General features: G+C 52.8%; 9 protein-coding genes. All 9 read left to right on the top strand.

Annotated elements, in window-relative coordinates; all coding sequences use genetic code 11:
• The first annotated feature begins 25 nt into the window (after positions 1–25).
• The 9 genes from T320_RS02605 (at position 26) to T320_RS02565 (ending at position 17,267) form a co-directional block, all read left to right on the top strand.
• Positions 26–1,639 (top strand): MBL fold metallo-hydrolase, encoded by a 1,614-nt coding sequence (locus T320_RS02605; protein WP_037352908.1) that lies wholly within the window; start codon positions 26–28, stop codon positions 1,637–1,639.
• A 212-nt stretch (positions 1,640–1,851) separates the two neighbouring features.
• Positions 1,852–3,102: a sensor domain-containing diguanylate cyclase gene (locus T320_RS02600; RefSeq protein WP_197019359.1), complete on the top strand. Its 1,251-nt coding sequence runs from the start codon at positions 1,852–1,854 to the stop codon at positions 3,100–3,102.
• 153 nt (positions 3,103–3,255) lie between these two features.
• Positions 3,256–5,874, top strand: coding sequence for an alanine--tRNA ligase (alaS, locus tag T320_RS02595; protein WP_231465835.1), 2,619 nt, complete (start codon positions 3,256–3,258; stop codon positions 5,872–5,874).
• Between the two features lie 715 nt (positions 5,875–6,589).
• Positions 6,590–7,594 carry an HlyD family secretion protein gene (locus T320_RS02590; protein WP_037352901.1) on the top strand — a complete coding sequence of 335 codons (1,005 nt, stop codon included), beginning with the start codon at positions 6,590–6,592 and terminating at the stop codon, positions 7,592–7,594.
• Positions 7,595–7,797: 203 nt separating this feature from the next.
• Positions 7,798–10,896 (top strand): efflux RND transporter permease subunit, encoded by a 3,099-nt coding sequence (locus T320_RS02585; protein WP_051608562.1) that lies wholly within the window; start codon positions 7,798–7,800, stop codon positions 10,894–10,896.
• Positions 10,897–10,920: 24 nt separating this feature from the next.
• Positions 10,921–12,441 (top strand): DUF3329 domain-containing protein, encoded by a 1,521-nt coding sequence (locus T320_RS02580; protein WP_037352899.1) that lies wholly within the window; start codon positions 10,921–10,923, stop codon positions 12,439–12,441.
• Positions 12,435–13,892, top strand: coding sequence for a DUF3329 domain-containing protein (locus tag T320_RS02575; RefSeq protein ID WP_037352897.1), 1,458 nt, complete (start codon positions 12,435–12,437; stop codon positions 13,890–13,892). The genes T320_RS02580 and T320_RS02575 overlap by 7 nt, the downstream gene beginning before the upstream one ends.
• 31 nt (positions 13,893–13,923) lie before the next feature.
• Positions 13,924–15,510, top strand: a complete 1,587-nt coding sequence (locus T320_RS02570) for an anti-sigma factor antagonist (protein ID WP_037352895.1) — start codon at positions 13,924–13,926, stop codon at positions 15,508–15,510.
• Complete coding sequence (locus T320_RS02565; protein WP_037352893.1) at positions 15,507–17,267, top strand: MATE family efflux transporter; 1,761 nt, start codon at positions 15,507–15,509, stop codon at positions 17,265–17,267. The genes T320_RS02570 and T320_RS02565 overlap by 4 nt, the downstream gene beginning before the upstream one ends.
• Positions 17,268–17,286 lie beyond the last annotated feature (19 nt).

Here is a 17,286-nt window from a genome sequence, read left to right as displayed (position 1 = left end):
ATAATCCTGAAAGGAGCGGATTTTTATGCGGTTGGAATTTTTAGGCGCAGCGCATACGGTGACAGGTTCCTGCTATTTGCTCGAAACGCAGGAACGGCAATTCCTCATCGATTGCGGCATGTTTCAGGGAGCCCGGCGGATTCGCGAGCACAACTACGAGAATTTTCCCTTTAACCCCGCGGGAATTGAGGCGGTCATTCTCACCCATGCCCATGTGGACCACTGCGGATTGATTCCGAAACTGGTAAAGGAAGGCTTTAAGGGCACGGTATATGCTACCCAGGCCACCTGTGACCTGGCGCAGATTATGCTGCCGGATTCGGCCTTTATCCAGCAGTCCGACGCGGAATCCTTCAATCGCAAGAATCAGCGGCGGGGCGAAGAACCGGTGGAGCCCATCTATTCCATCGACGATGCCATGGATGCGCTCAAGCATTTTGTCCCCATGCCCTATGAGCAGGAATTTTCTCTGGGGGACAATGTGCAGGTAAAATTCTTTGATGCAGGGCATATCATCGGCTCGGCCATTGTGGAACTGATGGTGACGGAAGGGGATAAAACCACCAAGCTCGTGTTCTCCGGTGACCTGGGCCAGCCCAAGCAGCCCATCATCAAGGACCCCACGGTGATTGAAGGGGCAGATTTTCTGGTGGTGGAATCCACCTATGGTGACCGCAAACACAAAACCTACGACAAGGAAACAAAGCTGCTCGAAATCGTCAACGATACCATGGACAGGGGCGGCAATGTAATCATTCCTTCCTTTGCGGTGGGCCGCACCCAGACCCTGCTCTATTACTTCTATAATCTCTGGAAGCAGGGACGGTTGGATGGGGATATTCCCATTATTCTGGACAGTCCTTTGGCTATCAACGCCACCCGTATCTTTTTGAAGAATTATCAGGACTTTGACGAAGAAGCCATTGAGATGTTTGGCAACAGCGAGAAATTGACGGAATTTCCGCAGCTGCGCATCTGCAAGACGCCGGAAGAGTCCCGGGCACTCAACAGTTCCGAAGGTTCGGCCATCATCATTTCGGCTTCGGGTATGGCCGATGCCGGCCGCATCCTGCACCATCTGAAACACAATCTCTGGCGGCCGGAGTCCACGATTCTCTTCGTGGGCTATCAGGCGGAAGGCAGTTTGGGCCGCCGTCTCGTGGAAGGCATCAAACGCGTGCGGATTATGGGTGAGGAAGTGGCGGTCAAGGCGCAGATTCAGGTTATGAACGGCTTTTCGGCTCATGCGGATACCGACCAGCTTATGGATTGGATTAGCAATTTCCAGAATCCCAAGCCGGCGAAAATCTTTATCGTTCACGGTGAGGCACAGGGGCAGGAGTATTTGAAGGGGCGGATTCAGAAGGAGTATCAGGGCGAGGCCTATATTCCCTTCCGTGGCGATGCTGTGGTCATTCATGGCCGGGCCAGTGAGGTTCAGCCTTCTAATATTCCTGAAGTGTCGGTGGAAATGGAGATGGAGGAGCAGCTGGCAAACTTCGATGCAGAATATCGGAATCTGCGGCATAAGGTATTGCAGCTGGCCATTCGTCAGCCTAAGACCATGGAGCCGCTGTTAAAGGCCATCAGCAAAGGATTCAATTACCTGCGGAAACTCTTTGCGCCGTTTAATATTTAATCTTATAGGGATAACAGCGAAAATGTAATTGACAATGGTGGTTCTCTTTGATACTATACCTATAAGTAATACCTTATAGAAATTTATGGAGCCCCATGAGTAAATCGTGGGGCTCTTTATCGGTTCAAGCAACTGGTTCGAGGTGTATAAATATGTTCCGTTGTCATCTTTTGGTCGTTATGGCGGGTATGCCAGAGATTGCAGTCAGGGCTATGAAGAGTGCGGATATCCCTGCAAATTGTCAGGTGGAGCTGGAAGTGGTGGATTCTTTAGCTGCTTTGCCATCGATGGCCGAGCGAAAATGCGCTGCTGTGATCTTAAACACCGACGCTGACGGGGATACTGAACAATTTGATGCGCAATTTGGCCCGGATACGCGCTTAATCATTTGTTCCGACAAACTGGATGATTTATCGTCGGACAAAATTGCGCGTGCCTGTCGCGTGTGGCCGCTTAAGGGCATTGATAAGTATTGGCCGTTCTTCTGTCAGCACTTATTGGAAGACCTTTATAAGCAAAAGGAGCTTTGGCATACACGCAACTGCCTGCAGACGGTGGTGGACACCATGCCGGGCTTTGTCTGGTTCAAGGATATGGAAGGTCATCATCTCAAAGTCAATCAGGCTTTCTGTGAGATGGTGGGCAAGGACATGGCCGAAGTGGAAGGCAAAAAGCATTATGAGATTTGGGGCATCAGTCCGGAGCAGTATGCGGAAGGGGAGTATGTCTGTCTCGAAACGGATGCGGCGATTGCCGCCAATCCCAAGCCGACACTGTTTCAGGAGCAGGTGCTGCATTCCAAACTAGGCCTGCGGCAGTTGGAAACCTATAAGGCACCGATTTTTGACGAAGATGGCAAGATGATTGGCAATATTGGCGTGGCCAAGGATGTGACCGACGAATACGCCAATAAGGAACGTATTCTCCTGCTCTCCCGCACAGACGATTTGACGCGGTTGGCGAACCGGCGGTACTTCTATCAATTTGTGGACCATCACCGCAGCCACAGCGGCGGGGCACTGACCCTCTGCTATATGGATTTGGACCAGTTCAAGCAGCTCAATGATACCTTCGGTCATCAGTATGGTGATGCGGCTTTGATGGCGGTGGCGGAACTGCTGCAAAATGCGTTCCCCAAGGACTTTATCGCCAGAATTGGCGGCGATGAGTTCATCGTGGCCATCTTTGCTGTGCCGGAGCGGAAGAGTCTGATGTATAAGCTGGACCAGCTCTATAAGGCCGCCAGGGAATTTTTCAATCAGGACATCAGTTTTCGCGGGCTGGGCATGAGTATCGGGGTGGCTTCCACGGATCAGGCAGCGGTGACTTTGGACACCCTGCTGCAGCGCAGTGATGATGCTCTCTATTACAGCAAGGAACATTGTCGGGGACATTACACCTTCTACGAGGACATCAAGGAAGAAATCATTTCCCGCCGGGGAAATGGTGAAAATAATGGATAAGCATAAGGGCTTTGCGGATAATTTGCAAAAATTACCGCAAGCCCTTTTATTTATGGCCTGTTTTGTGCTAAAATAGGAACGTTAAGTTTGTAAATTACAGCAGAGCCCATCTGCTGCAAAATACCTATATGGGGGTAGATTTGTTTGAAGTATATGAGTGGTAACGAACTGCGCGAAGCTTATTTGCAGTTCTTTGCAGAAAAGAAAGGGCATCTTCGCCTGCCGAGTTTCTCGCTGATTCCGCAGGATGACCCGACCCTGCTCCTGATTGGTGCAGGTATGGCACCGTTGAAGCCGTTCTTCACGGGCAAGATGAAGCCGCCCCGCACGCGTGTGACGACCAGTCAGCGCTGCGTGCGTACCGGCGATATCGAAAATGTCGGCCGTACCGCCCGCCATCAGACGTTTTTTGAAATGCTGGGCAACTTCTCCTTTGGCGATTACTTCAAGGGCGAAGCTATTCCCTGGGCATGGGAATTTTTGACGGAAGTCGTTGAACTGCCGAAGGACAAACTCTGGGTTACGGTTTATCCGGATGATGATGAAGCCATCGAAATCTGGAAATCCCAGCCGGGCTTCCCGCAGGACCACATCGTTAAGATGGAAGATAACTTCTGGGAAATCGGCCCCGGCCCCTGCGGTCCGGACTCCGAAATCTACATCGACCTGGGCGAAGAACGCGGCTGCGGCTCGCCGGACTGCGCTGTTGGCTGTGACTGTGACAGATACCTTGAAATCTGGAACCTCGTGTTCACGCAGTACGACAAGCAGGAAGATGGTTCTTACAAGAACCTTGCCCATAAGAACATCGATACGGGCTGCGGTCTGGAGAGACTTGCTTCCGTTGTACAGGAAAAGAAGACCAACTTTGAAACCGACCTCCTGTACCCGATTATTGAATATGCTGCAGGCGTTGCCGGCGTGACCTATGGTGAAGATGCCGAAAAGGATATCTCCCTCAAGGTTATCGCTGACCATGCCCGCTCCATGGCCATCATGATTATGGACGGCATTCTGCCCTCCAACGAAGGCCGTGGCTATGTCCTGCGCCGCATCCTGCGCCGTGCTATCCGTCATGGCCGTATGCTCGGCATCAAGGACAAGTTCCTCGAAGGTGCAGTCAACGCTGCTGTGGAAATCTACCGCGGTGCCAAGGACTTTGAAGAACTCGTTAACAAGGCTGACTACATCAAGAAGGTTATCAGCCTCGAAGAAGACCGTTTCGCAGCTACCCTCAATCAGGGCATGGAACTTCTCGGCGCCGAAATCGAAAAGGTTAAGGCTGCCGGCAAGACGGCGCTCGATGGCGAAGTTACCTTCCGCCTTTACGATACCTTTGGTTTCCCCTGGGAACTGACGGAAGAAATTCTCCATGAAAATGGTTTGGAGCTTGATAAAGAAGGTTTTGACAAGGCTATGGACGAGCAGCGCACCCGCGCCCGCAACGCTCGTGCCGAAAACACTCGCGTGGCTGTGCCTGACCTGTCCTCCATCGATGTCAGCAAGCTGACGGTTGATGAGCAGGCTACGGCAGGCAAGGTTGTTGCTATCTGGCAGGATGGCAAGCTGGTGGACGAAATCACCGACGGCCAGGAAGCTGGTGTAATCCTCACGACGACGCCGTTCTATGCAGAAGGCGGCGGACAGGTTGGTGACGAAGGTATCCTGACTTCTGAATTCGGTCATATCAGCGTCAGCAACGCCAAGAAACTGCCGGATGGCACGGTTTACCATGTGGCCTATGTTGAAGAAGGTCAGCTTAAAGTCGGCGACGAAGTGCAGATTGCTGTCAACAAGGCACAGAAACTGGCTTCTGCCCGCAACCATACGGCTACGCATCTCTTGCAGGCTGCTCTCAAGAAGGTCGTTGGCGACCAGATCAGCCAGGCTGGTTCCTCCGTTACGCCGGAACGCCTGCGCTTTGACTTCACGAACTTTGAACCGGTGACGGCTCAGCAGCTCGCTGATGTGGAAGAACTCGTCAACAACGAAATCCTCAAGGGTCAGGATGTGGAAATTTCCCATATGAGCCTTGAGGAAGCCAAGGAAGCAGGCGCTATGGCACTGTTCTCCGAAAAATACGGTGATGTGGTACGTGTGGTCAAGGTTCCTGAATTCTCCATGGAACTTTGCGGCGGCTCTCATGTAGCTAATGTCGGCCAGATTGGCATGTTCAAGATTGTCAGCGAAAGTGGTGTAGCTTCCGGCGTGCGTCGTATCGAAGCCATCACGGGTAAGGCTGCGCTTGACTATGCCAATGCTAAGATGGCAGTGCTGGCGGAAGCTGCTAGCAAGCTCAAGACCAAGGAAGAAGAAGTTCCGGCACAGATTGAAAAGCTGCAGGGCGAAATGAAGGCTATGCAGAAGCAGCTCGACGAAGTCGCTGCTATGCGTGACAAGGCCGATGCGGCTAAACTCATTGCTGGTCTGCAGGAAGTAAACGGCGTGAACGTTGTCTGCGGCAAGACCAATGCCGGCAGCATGGACGAACTCCGTGAAGTTGCCGATATGACGAGCTCCAAGCTCGATACGCCGAGCGTTGTGGTTCTGGCCTGCGCAAATGATGGCAAGGTAAATCTCGTGGTTAAGGCAACGAAAGAAGCCAATGCCAAGGGCATCCATGCCGGCAAGATTATCAAGGAAGCAGCTGCTGTTGTCGGTGGTGGCGGCGGCGGCCGTCCGGACATGGCTCAGGCTGGCGGCAAGAATGCAGAAGCACTGCCGCAGGCATTTGATAAGGCTGTAGAAGTGATTAAGGCTCAGCTGGGCTAAGTGAATAAATAAGGGGATTGAAAAATTCCCTTAACTTAAAAGTCCGCTGGCAGAAGTGTCAACGGGCTTTTGAGTAGATTGCAGTTTATCGATGTTATTGCGAGATTATTTTTAGTTGTTACAGCTCAGTGGGGGCGGAGGTGGTAATACTTTTCGCCGTTGCACTAAATGACCCACAAGTAAAGGTATGGGCTTTTTAGTTACCTGCGCCGGGCAAGACCGGCGGCGCGTATGTTCAGCTCAGTGTTTAGTCTATGTTGCTTGTGGGCCAGTCCTCACTGTGTTCGGACAGTCGTTCCACGGCGAAAAGCATCACCACCTCCGCCCTAAGTGATGTCCATGTCAAAGGTCATTTTCGTGATGACAAGGAGCAAGTACATCGATGTTCTTGTTACGGGAGAGACGAGTTCGTGGCAATTGTATAGGCCGCAGCTGGGGGCGGACGGGGGAGTGATTTTTCTGTAGGGAGCGACTGCTTGAACGAAGTGAAGGCTGGCCCCTGCAGGTAGCTGCTAAGTAGATACGCTGAAAGCAGCGCCGTTGGCCTGCCCGGCGCGAGTAGCTGGACAGCGCTATTCCGCGAGGGGGTCGTTTAGCGGAAAACAGAAAAATTACTCCCCCGTTCACCCCTGACTACGTATGAACAGAATATTATTGGCACGAACTAACCTACAAACTGCACTTTATGGTAATAAAATCCCAAGGGGGGATATAGATGGAAGTAGATATTACAGAGAAAGCGAAAAATTTTATCCGCTTTGGCCTGCTGGGCTTGATTGCGCTGGCGGCATTGGCTGGCGGTGGCTTGTACCTTTATCAGCACAATCAGCGCGGCTTTACCGTCAGTGATGCGGTAGTCGTTGGCAACGAGTCGGTAATCAGCGCCAAGGGGGATGGTAAGATTACGGAAGTACTGGTGCAGGATGGCGACTATGTGGAAGAGGGAGCTGTCATTGCGCGGGTAGAATCCAAGATTACCCCGGAAGATATCGCGCAGCTCGAGCAGAATGTTCAGCTGGCCCAGCAGAGCTATGCGCAGCTGCAGAAGGGAACGACTGTAGCACAGCCTTCGGCACCAGTGGTGGACAGCGGTGCCCAGCAGCGGGCGGCCAATGCCTATGCCCGCATGCAGCGCATGAATGAACTCTTCAGCATGGGCGCCATCAGCGCGGCGAAGAGGGATGAAGCAGCGGCGGCTTATGCTGCTGCCCAGGCAGCGGCAAACTCTGCTCCTTCCGTATCGACGCAGACCACGGTGATTCCCACGAGTCCCGAGGTGCTGAAACAGGCGGAACTGCAGGTGAAGCAGGCGGAAGCAGCTTTGGCCAATGCCAAGAGTGACCAACAGGTCAAGGAAATCGTAGCTACAGCCTCCGGTGTAGTGCGCCTGGCCGACGGTCTGGCCGCTGACAGCGAGCTCAAGAACAATCAGGAAATAGCCCGCATTCAGGCCAGCAACGATGCCTGGCTTGAAGCCAAACTCACAGAAACGCAGGCGGCCAAAGTACGGCTCGGAGAATTTGTCAATTACGAAATCGACGGTCATAAGCTTCAGGGCACCGTGAAGGATATCAATACCCCGGAAGCTGACGCGTCAGAATCTGACCAGTCAAATGTTGACAAGTCAAAATCCCTGACCATTGTCAAAATCTCCCTGCCCGCTGACCCGTCCTTTACCATTAAATCCGGTATGAACGGAAAAATCGAATTCAAAGAATAACCTATGCTATAGCTGCTCTTTTCCTTGGGGAAAAGGGCAGTTTTTTTGTAAAAATGCATGTTTGTGGGGAATTTTTGACATTTAGCAATCGGGGGCAGGAAAAACACCTGTTATAGGCGAATATATAAAAGTATTTTATCCGTCCAAAAGGGAGCTTAATTCCTGCCGGATAAGAAGAGAGAAATAACAGGCAGGTGTTTTTATTGGCACAATATTTTATTCGTCATCCTTTGCAAGCGGTAGTGCTGGCTGTTTTGCTGACCTTGTTTGGTCTTGTGGCCGCTTTTCGCTTGCCGGTGGCGGAATATCCCAGCATTATGCCGCCGACGGTTTCCGTGTCGGCAACATATCAGGGAGCCGATGCGCAAACCGTGCAGGATACGGTGGCAACTATCATTGAAGGGGAAATCCGCGGGCTGAACGGTCTGCGTTCCATGACTTCCAATTCAGATGCCTCCGGCGAGTATCAGTTGAGCATCGAATTTGCCCCGGGAGTGGATGGCGAGATTGCGGCGGCCAGTGTGCAGAACCGGATTGCCACGGTGATGCCTTCACTGCCCCAGACGGTGCAGAACCACGGTGTGACCACCAGCCGGTCCCTGCCGGGGATGGTTTTTGCCATGTCGCTGTGTTCTCCCCATGGCACCTATGACAGTATTTTTTTGCAGAATTATGCCAAGACGTATTTTCTGGACAAGATAAAGCGGGTGTCTGGTGTGGGCAGTGTGGATGAGTACGCGGAAGATTACGCCATGCGCATCTGGCTGCAGCCGGATAAACTTGCGGCCAAAAAATTGGCGGTCAATGATGTGCTTTCTGCCGTTCAGGAACAAAATGCCCAGCCGGCGGCCGGTACTTTGGGCAAGATGCCGGTTGCGGGTCAGCAGGAACATCAGCTGACCGGCCGGGTGATGAACCGCCGGGAAACCCCGGCAGATTTTGGGCAAATTATTTTGCCTGCGCAAAAGAGCAGTGAAATTGTCCGCTTGCAGGATGTGGCCTCTGTGGCGGAAGGAAAGAAGGATACCCGCTATGCTTCCTATCAGGACGGCCTCGAAGCGGCTTCCTTCAGCATTTCGCTGACGGATAGTGCCAATGCTTTGGAGACCATTAGCGAAGTGAAGAAGATACTGGCGGAGGCACAGGAGATGTTCCCACCAGATATGGAATACCGCATTGTGGTGGACCAGACAAGTTTTATTGAGGAGTCTATGGCGGAGGTTGCCTATACCTTTGGGGAGGCCCTGCTGCTTGTGGCGCTTATCGTCTATCTTTTTCTGGGCAATGGCCGGGCTACGCTCATCACACTGCTGGCGGTGCCGGTCTCGCTGATTGCCACATTCTTTTTCTTTTACCTCTGCGGTTACTCACTGAACCTGCTGACTTTATTTGCCATGATTCTGGCCATTGGGCTCGTGGTGGATGATGCCATTGTCATCATCGAAAGTGTGTCCCGTCATCTGGAACGCGGCCTGCCGGTTAAAGAAGCGGCTTCAGCTGCCATGGCAGAAGTGCAGGCGCCGATACTGGCTATCGCCTTTGTGCTGGCGGCGGTCTTTGTGCCTGTGGCCTTCCTGCCGGGCATGACGGGAACTCTTTACCGGCAGTTCGCCCTGACATTGGTGGTCTCCATGGGACTTTCCGCCTTTGCGGCGTTATCCTTAACGCCTGCCTTGTGTGTGTTATTGCTGCGGAGCAAAGAACAGCTGGCGGAAAAGAATTGGCTATTGGCTCATTTTGCCCGCTGCCTGGCCTGGGTCGGCAGGAAATATCAGCGCATTCTGGGCGTATGCTTGCGCCGGGGGCGCTTGGCTCTGCTTATGCTGGTGCTGCTTACGGCAGGCACGGTGGGGCTTTATCTGCTGCTGCCCCGGGAATTCCTGCCGGAAGAGGACCAGGGCTATATCATGGCGGGCTTGAAACTGCCTGCGGGCACATCGCTCAATCATACCATCGATTCGATGCTGCAGCTGTCGGAAAAATTACAGGCCCATGAAGCGGTAAAGGCCGTTATCAGTATCGGCGGCGTGGATTTGATGGCAGACAATACCCGTTCGGATTCCGGGATACTCTTTGTGGCTTTGAAGGATTGGTCAGAGCGCTTGGCAGATGGGCAGGGTGTGGATGATTTGCTGAACTGGCTGGATGAAACCGCCCCGCAGATTGTGCCCGAAGCTGTGGTCCTAAGCATCAATCCACCGGCTATTCCCGAGATGGGGATGAGTGGCGGTGCGAATCTCCAGCTGCAGGATGTTTCTGGTCATTCGGAGGAGGAGCTTTGGGCGGTGGTCAATAAAATTACTGCCCTGGCCAAAGAGCGTCCGGAAATTGATGAGGTTGAGGCGGACTTTTCTATCGGCACGCCTTATGCAGATTTTACGGTAGACGAGGATAAGGCAAAACTTATGGGAGTCAATATGTCCGATGTCTACAGTGCTCTGCAGGTCAATTTGGGTGGCGAGGAAGTCAATGATTTTGTCCGCTATGGAAATGTCTATAAGGTGATTGTTCAGGCCGATAAGCCCTTTCGTGATGATTTAGCTGACATGCGCTTCCTGTTCGTCCGCAACAGTGATGGCGTGATGGTGCCGTTGGATACGCTGGTCAAAGCGGAACGCTCATCAGGACCTGCCAGCATATCCCGCTATGACGGGGTGCGCAGCATCCACTTCGAGATTTCTGCTGGAGAAGGGTATTCCTCGGGACAGGCTATGGATGCCATGGAAGAAGTGGTTCAGGAAGCTGCGCCACATGGATTCCATATGGCCTGGGCGGGAAGCAGCCGCCATGCCAAGGAGGCACAAGAGGAAACGGCGCTGCTCTTATTGCTGTCGCTGGTCTTTGTGTTCCTGTGTCTGACCTTTATTTATGAATCCTGGCGGCTGCCTTGGGCAGTGCTTCTGTCCGTGCCTGTGGGCATTGGCGGTGCACTTCTGTCGGAACTCATAGCGCAACAGCCCGGCAGCATCTATATGCAAATCGGCATCTTATTGGTGGTGGCGCTGGCGGCGAAAAATGCCATTCTCATTGTGGAATTTGCCAAACAGCGGCAAAAGAAGGGGGCTTCGGTTATCCGTGCTGCGGTGATGGCCGCCAAATTGCGCCTGCGGCCCATTCTGATGACCTCGGTGGCGTTTATTGCCGGCTGCCTGCCGTTAGCTTTGGCAAGTGGTGCCGGCAGCGGTGCCCGCAGCAATATGGGGATTGCTGTGGTGGGCGGCATGACGCTGGCCACCTTGCTCGGGGTACTGATTGTTCCGGTGCTCTATATGGCAGTAGCAGGAAAGGGAAAGAAATTTTAGGGGAATGGGGAGAAATGTTTGAAGATGAATGAGTATACGGACAGGTTATACGGCCTATGGCTGTTCCTGTGGCAGCGGCTGACATGGCAGATGATTTTTGTTTTTGGGGCAGGTATCTTTCTCTGGCGCAATATCCTGATGCCCATGGTGGGGGATGATTATTCTTATGCTTTTATCTGGGATGGAGCGGCTGCCGGTAATCTGGTGGACGGCATCGGACCCCGGCAGAGAATCCATTCGCTGCAGGATATTTGCACCTCCCAGTGGTCGCACTATTTTACCTGGGGCGGCCGGGTGCCGGCGCTCTTTCTCGTGCAGTTCTTTGCCTGGCAAGCGGATGGGGGACGCTTTTTGTTTGATTTTGCCAGTACCGCTGTCTTTGTACTGCTAATTTGTCTGCTCTATTGGCTGGCGGCGGGCAGGATTGAGTCCCCGGAGAAAAGTAAGGCCGGGCTTTACTGGCTGCTGCTTGGCATGTTCTTTGCCGTGCCTGCTTATATCTATACCATGATTTGGCTGACTGGTGCATGCGTGTACATCTGGACCGCGGCGGCTATCTGCGCATTTCTGCTGCCCTATAGCCTTGCCTATTGGAAGGATGGTTTCTGGCAAAAGAAGAAATGGTGGCATATTCCGCTCATGGCCTTTCTGGGATTATTGGCAGGCTGGTCCATTGAAGCCGGCAGCATCGTTACGGTATTGCTGACTTTGGCGTTTCTTCTGCTGTTTTACCAGCGGAAACGTCTGCAGAGCTGGCAGCTGGCAGGTTTTACAGGATTGGTGGCAGGAATGCTTCTCTTGCTGCTGGCGCCTGGCAGCTACATGCGCTTAAAGCTTATGCAGGAACTGGAGCCGGATTATACCATGCCACCGGAGCTCATGTGGACGACTGTAATGTTCCTGTATAATTTTGTGGAAGGCTTTTTGCCGGTATTCATCGGGGAACTGCCGCTATTTGTGCCCATCCTGCTCTATCTGTGGAAAGGGGAGCGGCGGCAGGCGCTGACGCGGTATATTCTGCTCTGGGTCAGTGGCAGTTTTCTGGTGCTTCTGGCCATGATGTTTTCGCCGGATTTTCGCGCACATGCCGGCTTCCATGCCGTCATCTTTCTCCTGATTGCCTCTGCGGCAGCTCTGCGGGCCATTGCGCCGCAAATTGAGGCTTGGTGCGCAGCAAAGGCCAAAGCGCGATTTTGTCTGGCCGTTCTGGGGATTTCCAGCCTAACTGTGTGGCTAATGGCATCAGCCATCTGCCTCGTTATTGAAACCTCTTACAATCAGCAGTGGGCGGAGCGTAAGAAAATCATTGCCGAGCATCGGCAGGACGACCTGATTGTCGTTCCGGCTATCGAAATTCCCTGGCAGCTGGATAAGGTGACGGGGAATCGCTCCCTGACCAACGTATTGCTGATGTTCGGGGCAGATTTGGAAAGCAATCCGCAGGACAATCGTTCCAATATCTATGCTCAATATCATGGGCTCAAGGGGATTATCATAGACAAGGAGATTGACTGGGGAAAATATGGGGAGGAGAACGAATGGTAAAAAAATATTTACCATGGCAGGGGATATTGCTGCTTTTTTTAGGACTGTTTTTTCTGCGCAACTGGATGTTGCCCATGGTATCGGATGATATTCCCTATGCCTTTATCTGGGATGGGGCTGACCGGGGAAATCTGTTGGACGGCGTGGGGATGCGCCAACGCATAACCTCTTTTGGTGATATCATCGTCAGTCAGTGGTCCCATTACATGACCTGGGGCGGACGTATACTGGGGATTGGACTTACCCAGCTGTTTGCCTGGCAGGGCAAGGAATTATTCAATGTATTGAACACGTTGGTGTTTGGTGGTCTTATGCTGCTGGTGTTCCGCATGGGCACAGGCCTTTCCCTGCGGCAGATGAACAGGACGTATATGCTCTGGCTGGCCTTTTGCTTTTGGTTCCTGCTGCCGGACCCCTTTTTGACGACTTTATGGATGTGCGGCAGCTGCGTGTTTTTATGGATGGGGCTGCTGGAATTTCTCTTTTTGCTGCCGTTTGCCTTGAAATACTGGCGTCCGGATTTTTGGAATCAGCCGCCCATCTGGGCGGTGCCGCTGATGGCACTCAGCGGCTTATGCGCCGGCTGGTCCGTGGAAACGGGGGCGGCAGCGACGGGGCTTATCATCCTGCTCGCCCTGTGGCATTTTAAGCGGCAGCATGAGTTGCAGCCCTGGATGGTGGCGGGCTTTATCTGCCTGTGTCTGGGCGGCATTATGCTGGTAGAGGCTCCCGGGGAAATGGTGCGGCTGGAATTGCAGCGGCAGTTTGAGTACAATCCCGGACTGCCTGCGGATATGTACTGGACGCCGTTGATGTTTCGCATAAATTTCTGGGAATGTTTTTGGCCGGTGACAAAACTCTGGTTGCCCTTAGTGCTGCTTATTGGCATTTATCTGCGGCAGCTGCCTCAAGGACAGCGTTGGAATAAAGTGACCAAATTTCAGGCGGTCATGGTGGCCGGTGCGCTGGGTGTCATGCTTGTCATGATGTTTGTGCCGATGGCGCCAGCAAGGGCGGGCTTTTTCTCCACAGTGGCGGTGATTGCCGCGTCCCTTTCGGCCTTAAAGGAACTATTGCCTAGTCTGAAGGTGTTCTATTCGAAGTATAAAGGGGCCTGCCATATGGTGCTGGCCAGCTGTTTGGCTCTAGGGCTCCTTACAGCGGGCCTTCTCTGCTATGTGGAATGGGATGTCCGCCAGCAGTGGCTGAGCCGTATAGACTATATCAATGCGCATAAGGAGCAGGAACTGGTGGTGGTTCATCAAATCGATGTGCTTCCCCTGGCTGATGAGCTATGTGAGCATTGGTCCTGTGTTACCTGGAATACCGATGTGCTGGCCTGGGGCTCCGACCTGGAACCCCGTCCCGAAGGCAGCCATAATCTCATGTATGCGCAATATTATGGCTGGAAAAAAGTTATAACGGACGGCGAGGACCGCCGTGTGGAATAAGATAACCTAGGATACAGATGGAGTGAATACAATGTCATTGGAGATTACCAAAAAACTTATGGGCGAATTATGGGAGCTTAAGCTGGCTGGCCGGTTGGATGCCGTAGAGGCTCCGGTTCTGGAACGGGAACTCGACCATATCCCGGAGAACTGCAAGACGATTGAGCTGGAATTTTCGGCGGTGGATTATATTGCCTCGGCAGGCTTGCGTTCCTTGGTGCTGGCCAGAAAAAAGGCGGATAAAGTGGGTGCTAGGCTTCTCATCAAAGACCCCAGGCAAAGTGTTAAGGAAGTTTTTGACGTTACCGGATTTGGTAACATTATGGAGATTGTCTATACGGGGCAGGATGCAGAAGTACAGGATACCACCAATGGGTTTTATCCGCTGCGTCCGATACAGCGTTGGCTGGTGGATACCCATTTCAACAAGGCGAATTCCACGATGATGAATGTGGGCGCGCTAGGCAAGCTCGATGACAGTGTGGATATGGAACGGCTGGCCGAAGCGGTGAATGGGGTGTTAAATGCCCATGATATTTTCCGTTGCCGTCTTGTATTCCACCCCGATACGGGAGAAATCTGCCAGCGGTTTGATGGCAGTGTGAAAAAAGTGGTGGTGGAGACCTTGTCAGAGGAGGCCTTCGCCCAGCGCAAATTGGAACTGGAAAAGCCCTTTCAGCTTATCGACCGGCCGCTGTATCGCATTTACCTGATGGTGACACCGTCAGGCAAGTTCATCTATGAAGATTTTTATCATGCCATTTTGGACGGTATTGGTGTTTGCGTGCTTTTCTGGCGGGAGATGGATATGCGCTATCAGGGCAGGAAGATTCGCCGTCAGGCCGGCAGTTATGCGGAATATGTGCTGGAGGAAAGCCGGAAGCTGCAGCAGGAAGATGAAGAAGGCCATAACTATTGGCGCCAGCAGCTGGCAGGCTTTGACACGAAGAAACACCTGCCACCCATGGACCGGCAGGATGATGGCAAATGGCATGAAAGCCAGGTCGTCCATGATATTCAGAACATTAGGCATGAATTCTTCCGGGACAGCAGTGCCAATGAACACAGTTTTATGCTGGCCGGGGCAATGCTGGCCATGGCCAAGGTGACAGGGGAAAAGGAAGTCATCATGAGCTGGGTGCATCATGCCCGTACCTCTGCCAAGGAACTCCGCCTGATGGGGCTGATGCTGAATCAGCTGCCCATTCGCAGTGCTATTGACGGGGCGATGACCGCAGCGCAGTTCCTGCAGGTCGTGGAGGAGAAAGTCAAGCAGGGCGAATCCTATGCGCACAGTTTGGATGAGGTGTATAAGAATGATTGGGAAGGCGAATGTGCCAGCTTTATCCTGCAAAAAAATACCGATATCAAAGCTGCGTTTGTTCTCGACGGCAAGCCCATTGCCATTCAGGAGCTGCCGGCCAATAAAATCTCGGCTGCTGAAAATGTACTGGATATCGCCCTGACTGGCCTCGATGATGGCAGTTACATCCTGACGCTGACCTATGATGGCAGCCGCTATTCCGAGGTGATGATGCAGCGGTATGCCGAGGCCTTTGATGAAGTCCTGCTGGCCCTGCAGACAGAAAATCGCTGTCTCGCGGAGATTCTGTCGTGAACAGTTGGCATCTTTTCGGTCCTAAGACCGTTATTTCCAGCCGTTTCCGCGCGGTTTTTACTGCGGCCATGTTCTCCATGGTCAGTGCCTATATCCTGATTCTGACGGACAACGTGGCGGCTGGGCAGCTGGTGGGGGAAGAAGCCGTTGTGAGCATGACCCTGGTCGTTCCGCTGCTTACCTTTATCATCTTTGTGAGTTATCTCATCGCTGACGGATTGGCCATGATGCTTTCCTATGCCATGGGCCGGGGGGACCGGGAGCAGGTAGACAGATTGTTCAGCATGGGAGTAATGCTGGCCCTGGGGATGGGCGGACTGTTTGCCTTGGGCATGTGGGCGCTGCGCACGCATCTGCTGGGCTTTTGGGATATTTCCTCGCAGCTTATGGGCTATGTCCAGGATTATTACGACGGGCTGTTATTCTATGCGCCGCTGATGTTTTTGAATGTCTTTTTCTATACGGTGTTTGTGGCGGAAGGGCAGGAGCGCGTCTGCGTGGTGGGATCTGTCTGCGCCTTTGTGGTCAATGTCCTGCTGGACATCTGCCTGTGTCTGCGCATTGGCGTTATGGGCGTCGGTATTGCTACCACCTGCGGCCTGGGGGCAGCCGTTCTCGTTCAGCTTTATTTCCTGTGGGGCGGACACAGCCGCCTGCATTTTCGCTGGTACTGGAATACGAATGATGTGCTCCATGGCGTCTTTTACAGTTTCTATCATTCCCTGGATACCCTGCTGCTGGCTCTGTTGCCGCTGGCTTTATCCAGCTGTGTCCTGCATCATTTTAGCGAGGCCCATATCATCGTGGTAACGGTGACGGTGAATCTGCTGACATTTATTGTGGCGCTTTATACGGGCGTGGTGGACTGTTTGCAGCCCATGGTCTGTCAATATCATGCGGAAAACAATCTGCCCAGCATACAGAAGACCATGGCTACCGGCATACGGGCCACGAATATAATCAGTTTGGCCATTATGGTGTTGGGGATGGCTGTGTCCGGCATTCTGCCCCAGCTCTTTGGCGTCAGGGATGAGCAAATGGTCGCTGAAGTGAGCATGGCCGTCTGCTGCTTTCTGCTGTTCATCGTGTTTTTGGGCTCTACCCTTATGTACAGCAATTATTATATCTATATCGAGAAGCGCAATTATGGAGCCTGCCTGAAATTCCTGCTCTTGTTGGGCTTTCCCTACATCGGCATGGAACTGGGCGCCGCTTATTCGCTGAATGGCATGATGTTGGGAACAAGCGCCGCCTTTTTGGCCGCCTTCGCCTTCAACTTATGGTGGACCCGTAAATCCGGCCGTTTGTTTCTGGACAGGGAAATGCTGACGCGGCAGTATTCCTATGATATCGACTGCAGCGTTGAGGCGGTGATTGGCTTGTCCAAACTTGTGCAGCGGATGATGGCAGCCAGAGGTCTTTCGGTTCACCGCGCTAATCTGCTGGCGCTGCTGGTGGAGGAAATTGGCATGCATGCCAATCAGCGGGCTAAAGGTGCTTTCTTTCAGCTGGAGTTTTCCATTCTGCTCGGGAAAAGTCCGGAGGATGATATCACCATGATTGTCCGGGATAACGGCAAGCCCTATGACATCATCAAGGAAGCTCTGCAGGGAAAGCACTCCTTCCGGGAGTATTTCATCGAATCCATCACGGCTAAATTCCCGCGCCGCCATTATTGGGTGAGCGGGGATGAGAACCGCATGACGCTGATGATTGGGGAAGGGGATGAACGAAAAAAATCTTGCGTGCCCAATTAACGAGAAGATTGAAAGACGA

Source organism: Selenomonas sp. FC4001 (genome assembly GCF_000701565.1).
Classification (GTDB): domain Bacteria; phylum Bacillota; class Negativicutes; order Selenomonadales; family Selenomonadaceae; genus Selenomonas_A; species Selenomonas_A ruminantium_B.
The sequence above is the reverse complement of the archived record's forward strand: the minus strand, read 5'-3'. Positions and strand labels throughout refer to the sequence as shown.

Coding starts and splice junctions, on each gene's coding strand:
- T320_RS02590 (WP_037352901.1), top strand. CDS start 6,590: ATGGAAGTAGATATTACAGAGAAAGCGAAAAATTTTATCCGCTTTGGC.
- T320_RS02605 (WP_037352908.1), top strand. CDS start 26: ATGCGGTTGGAATTTTTAGGCGCAGCGCATACGGTGACAGGTTCCTGC.
- T320_RS02600 (WP_197019359.1), top strand. CDS start 1,852: ATGAAGAGTGCGGATATCCCTGCAAATTGTCAGGTGGAGCTGGAAGTG.
- T320_RS02570 (WP_037352895.1), top strand. CDS start 13,924: ATGTCATTGGAGATTACCAAAAAACTTATGGGCGAATTATGGGAGCTT.
- T320_RS02575 (WP_037352897.1), top strand. CDS start 12,435: ATGGTAAAAAAATATTTACCATGGCAGGGGATATTGCTGCTTTTTTTA.
- alaS (WP_231465835.1), top strand. CDS start 3,256: ATGAGTGGTAACGAACTGCGCGAAGCTTATTTGCAGTTCTTTGCAGAA.
- T320_RS02580 (WP_037352899.1), top strand. CDS start 10,921: ATGAATGAGTATACGGACAGGTTATACGGCCTATGGCTGTTCCTGTGG.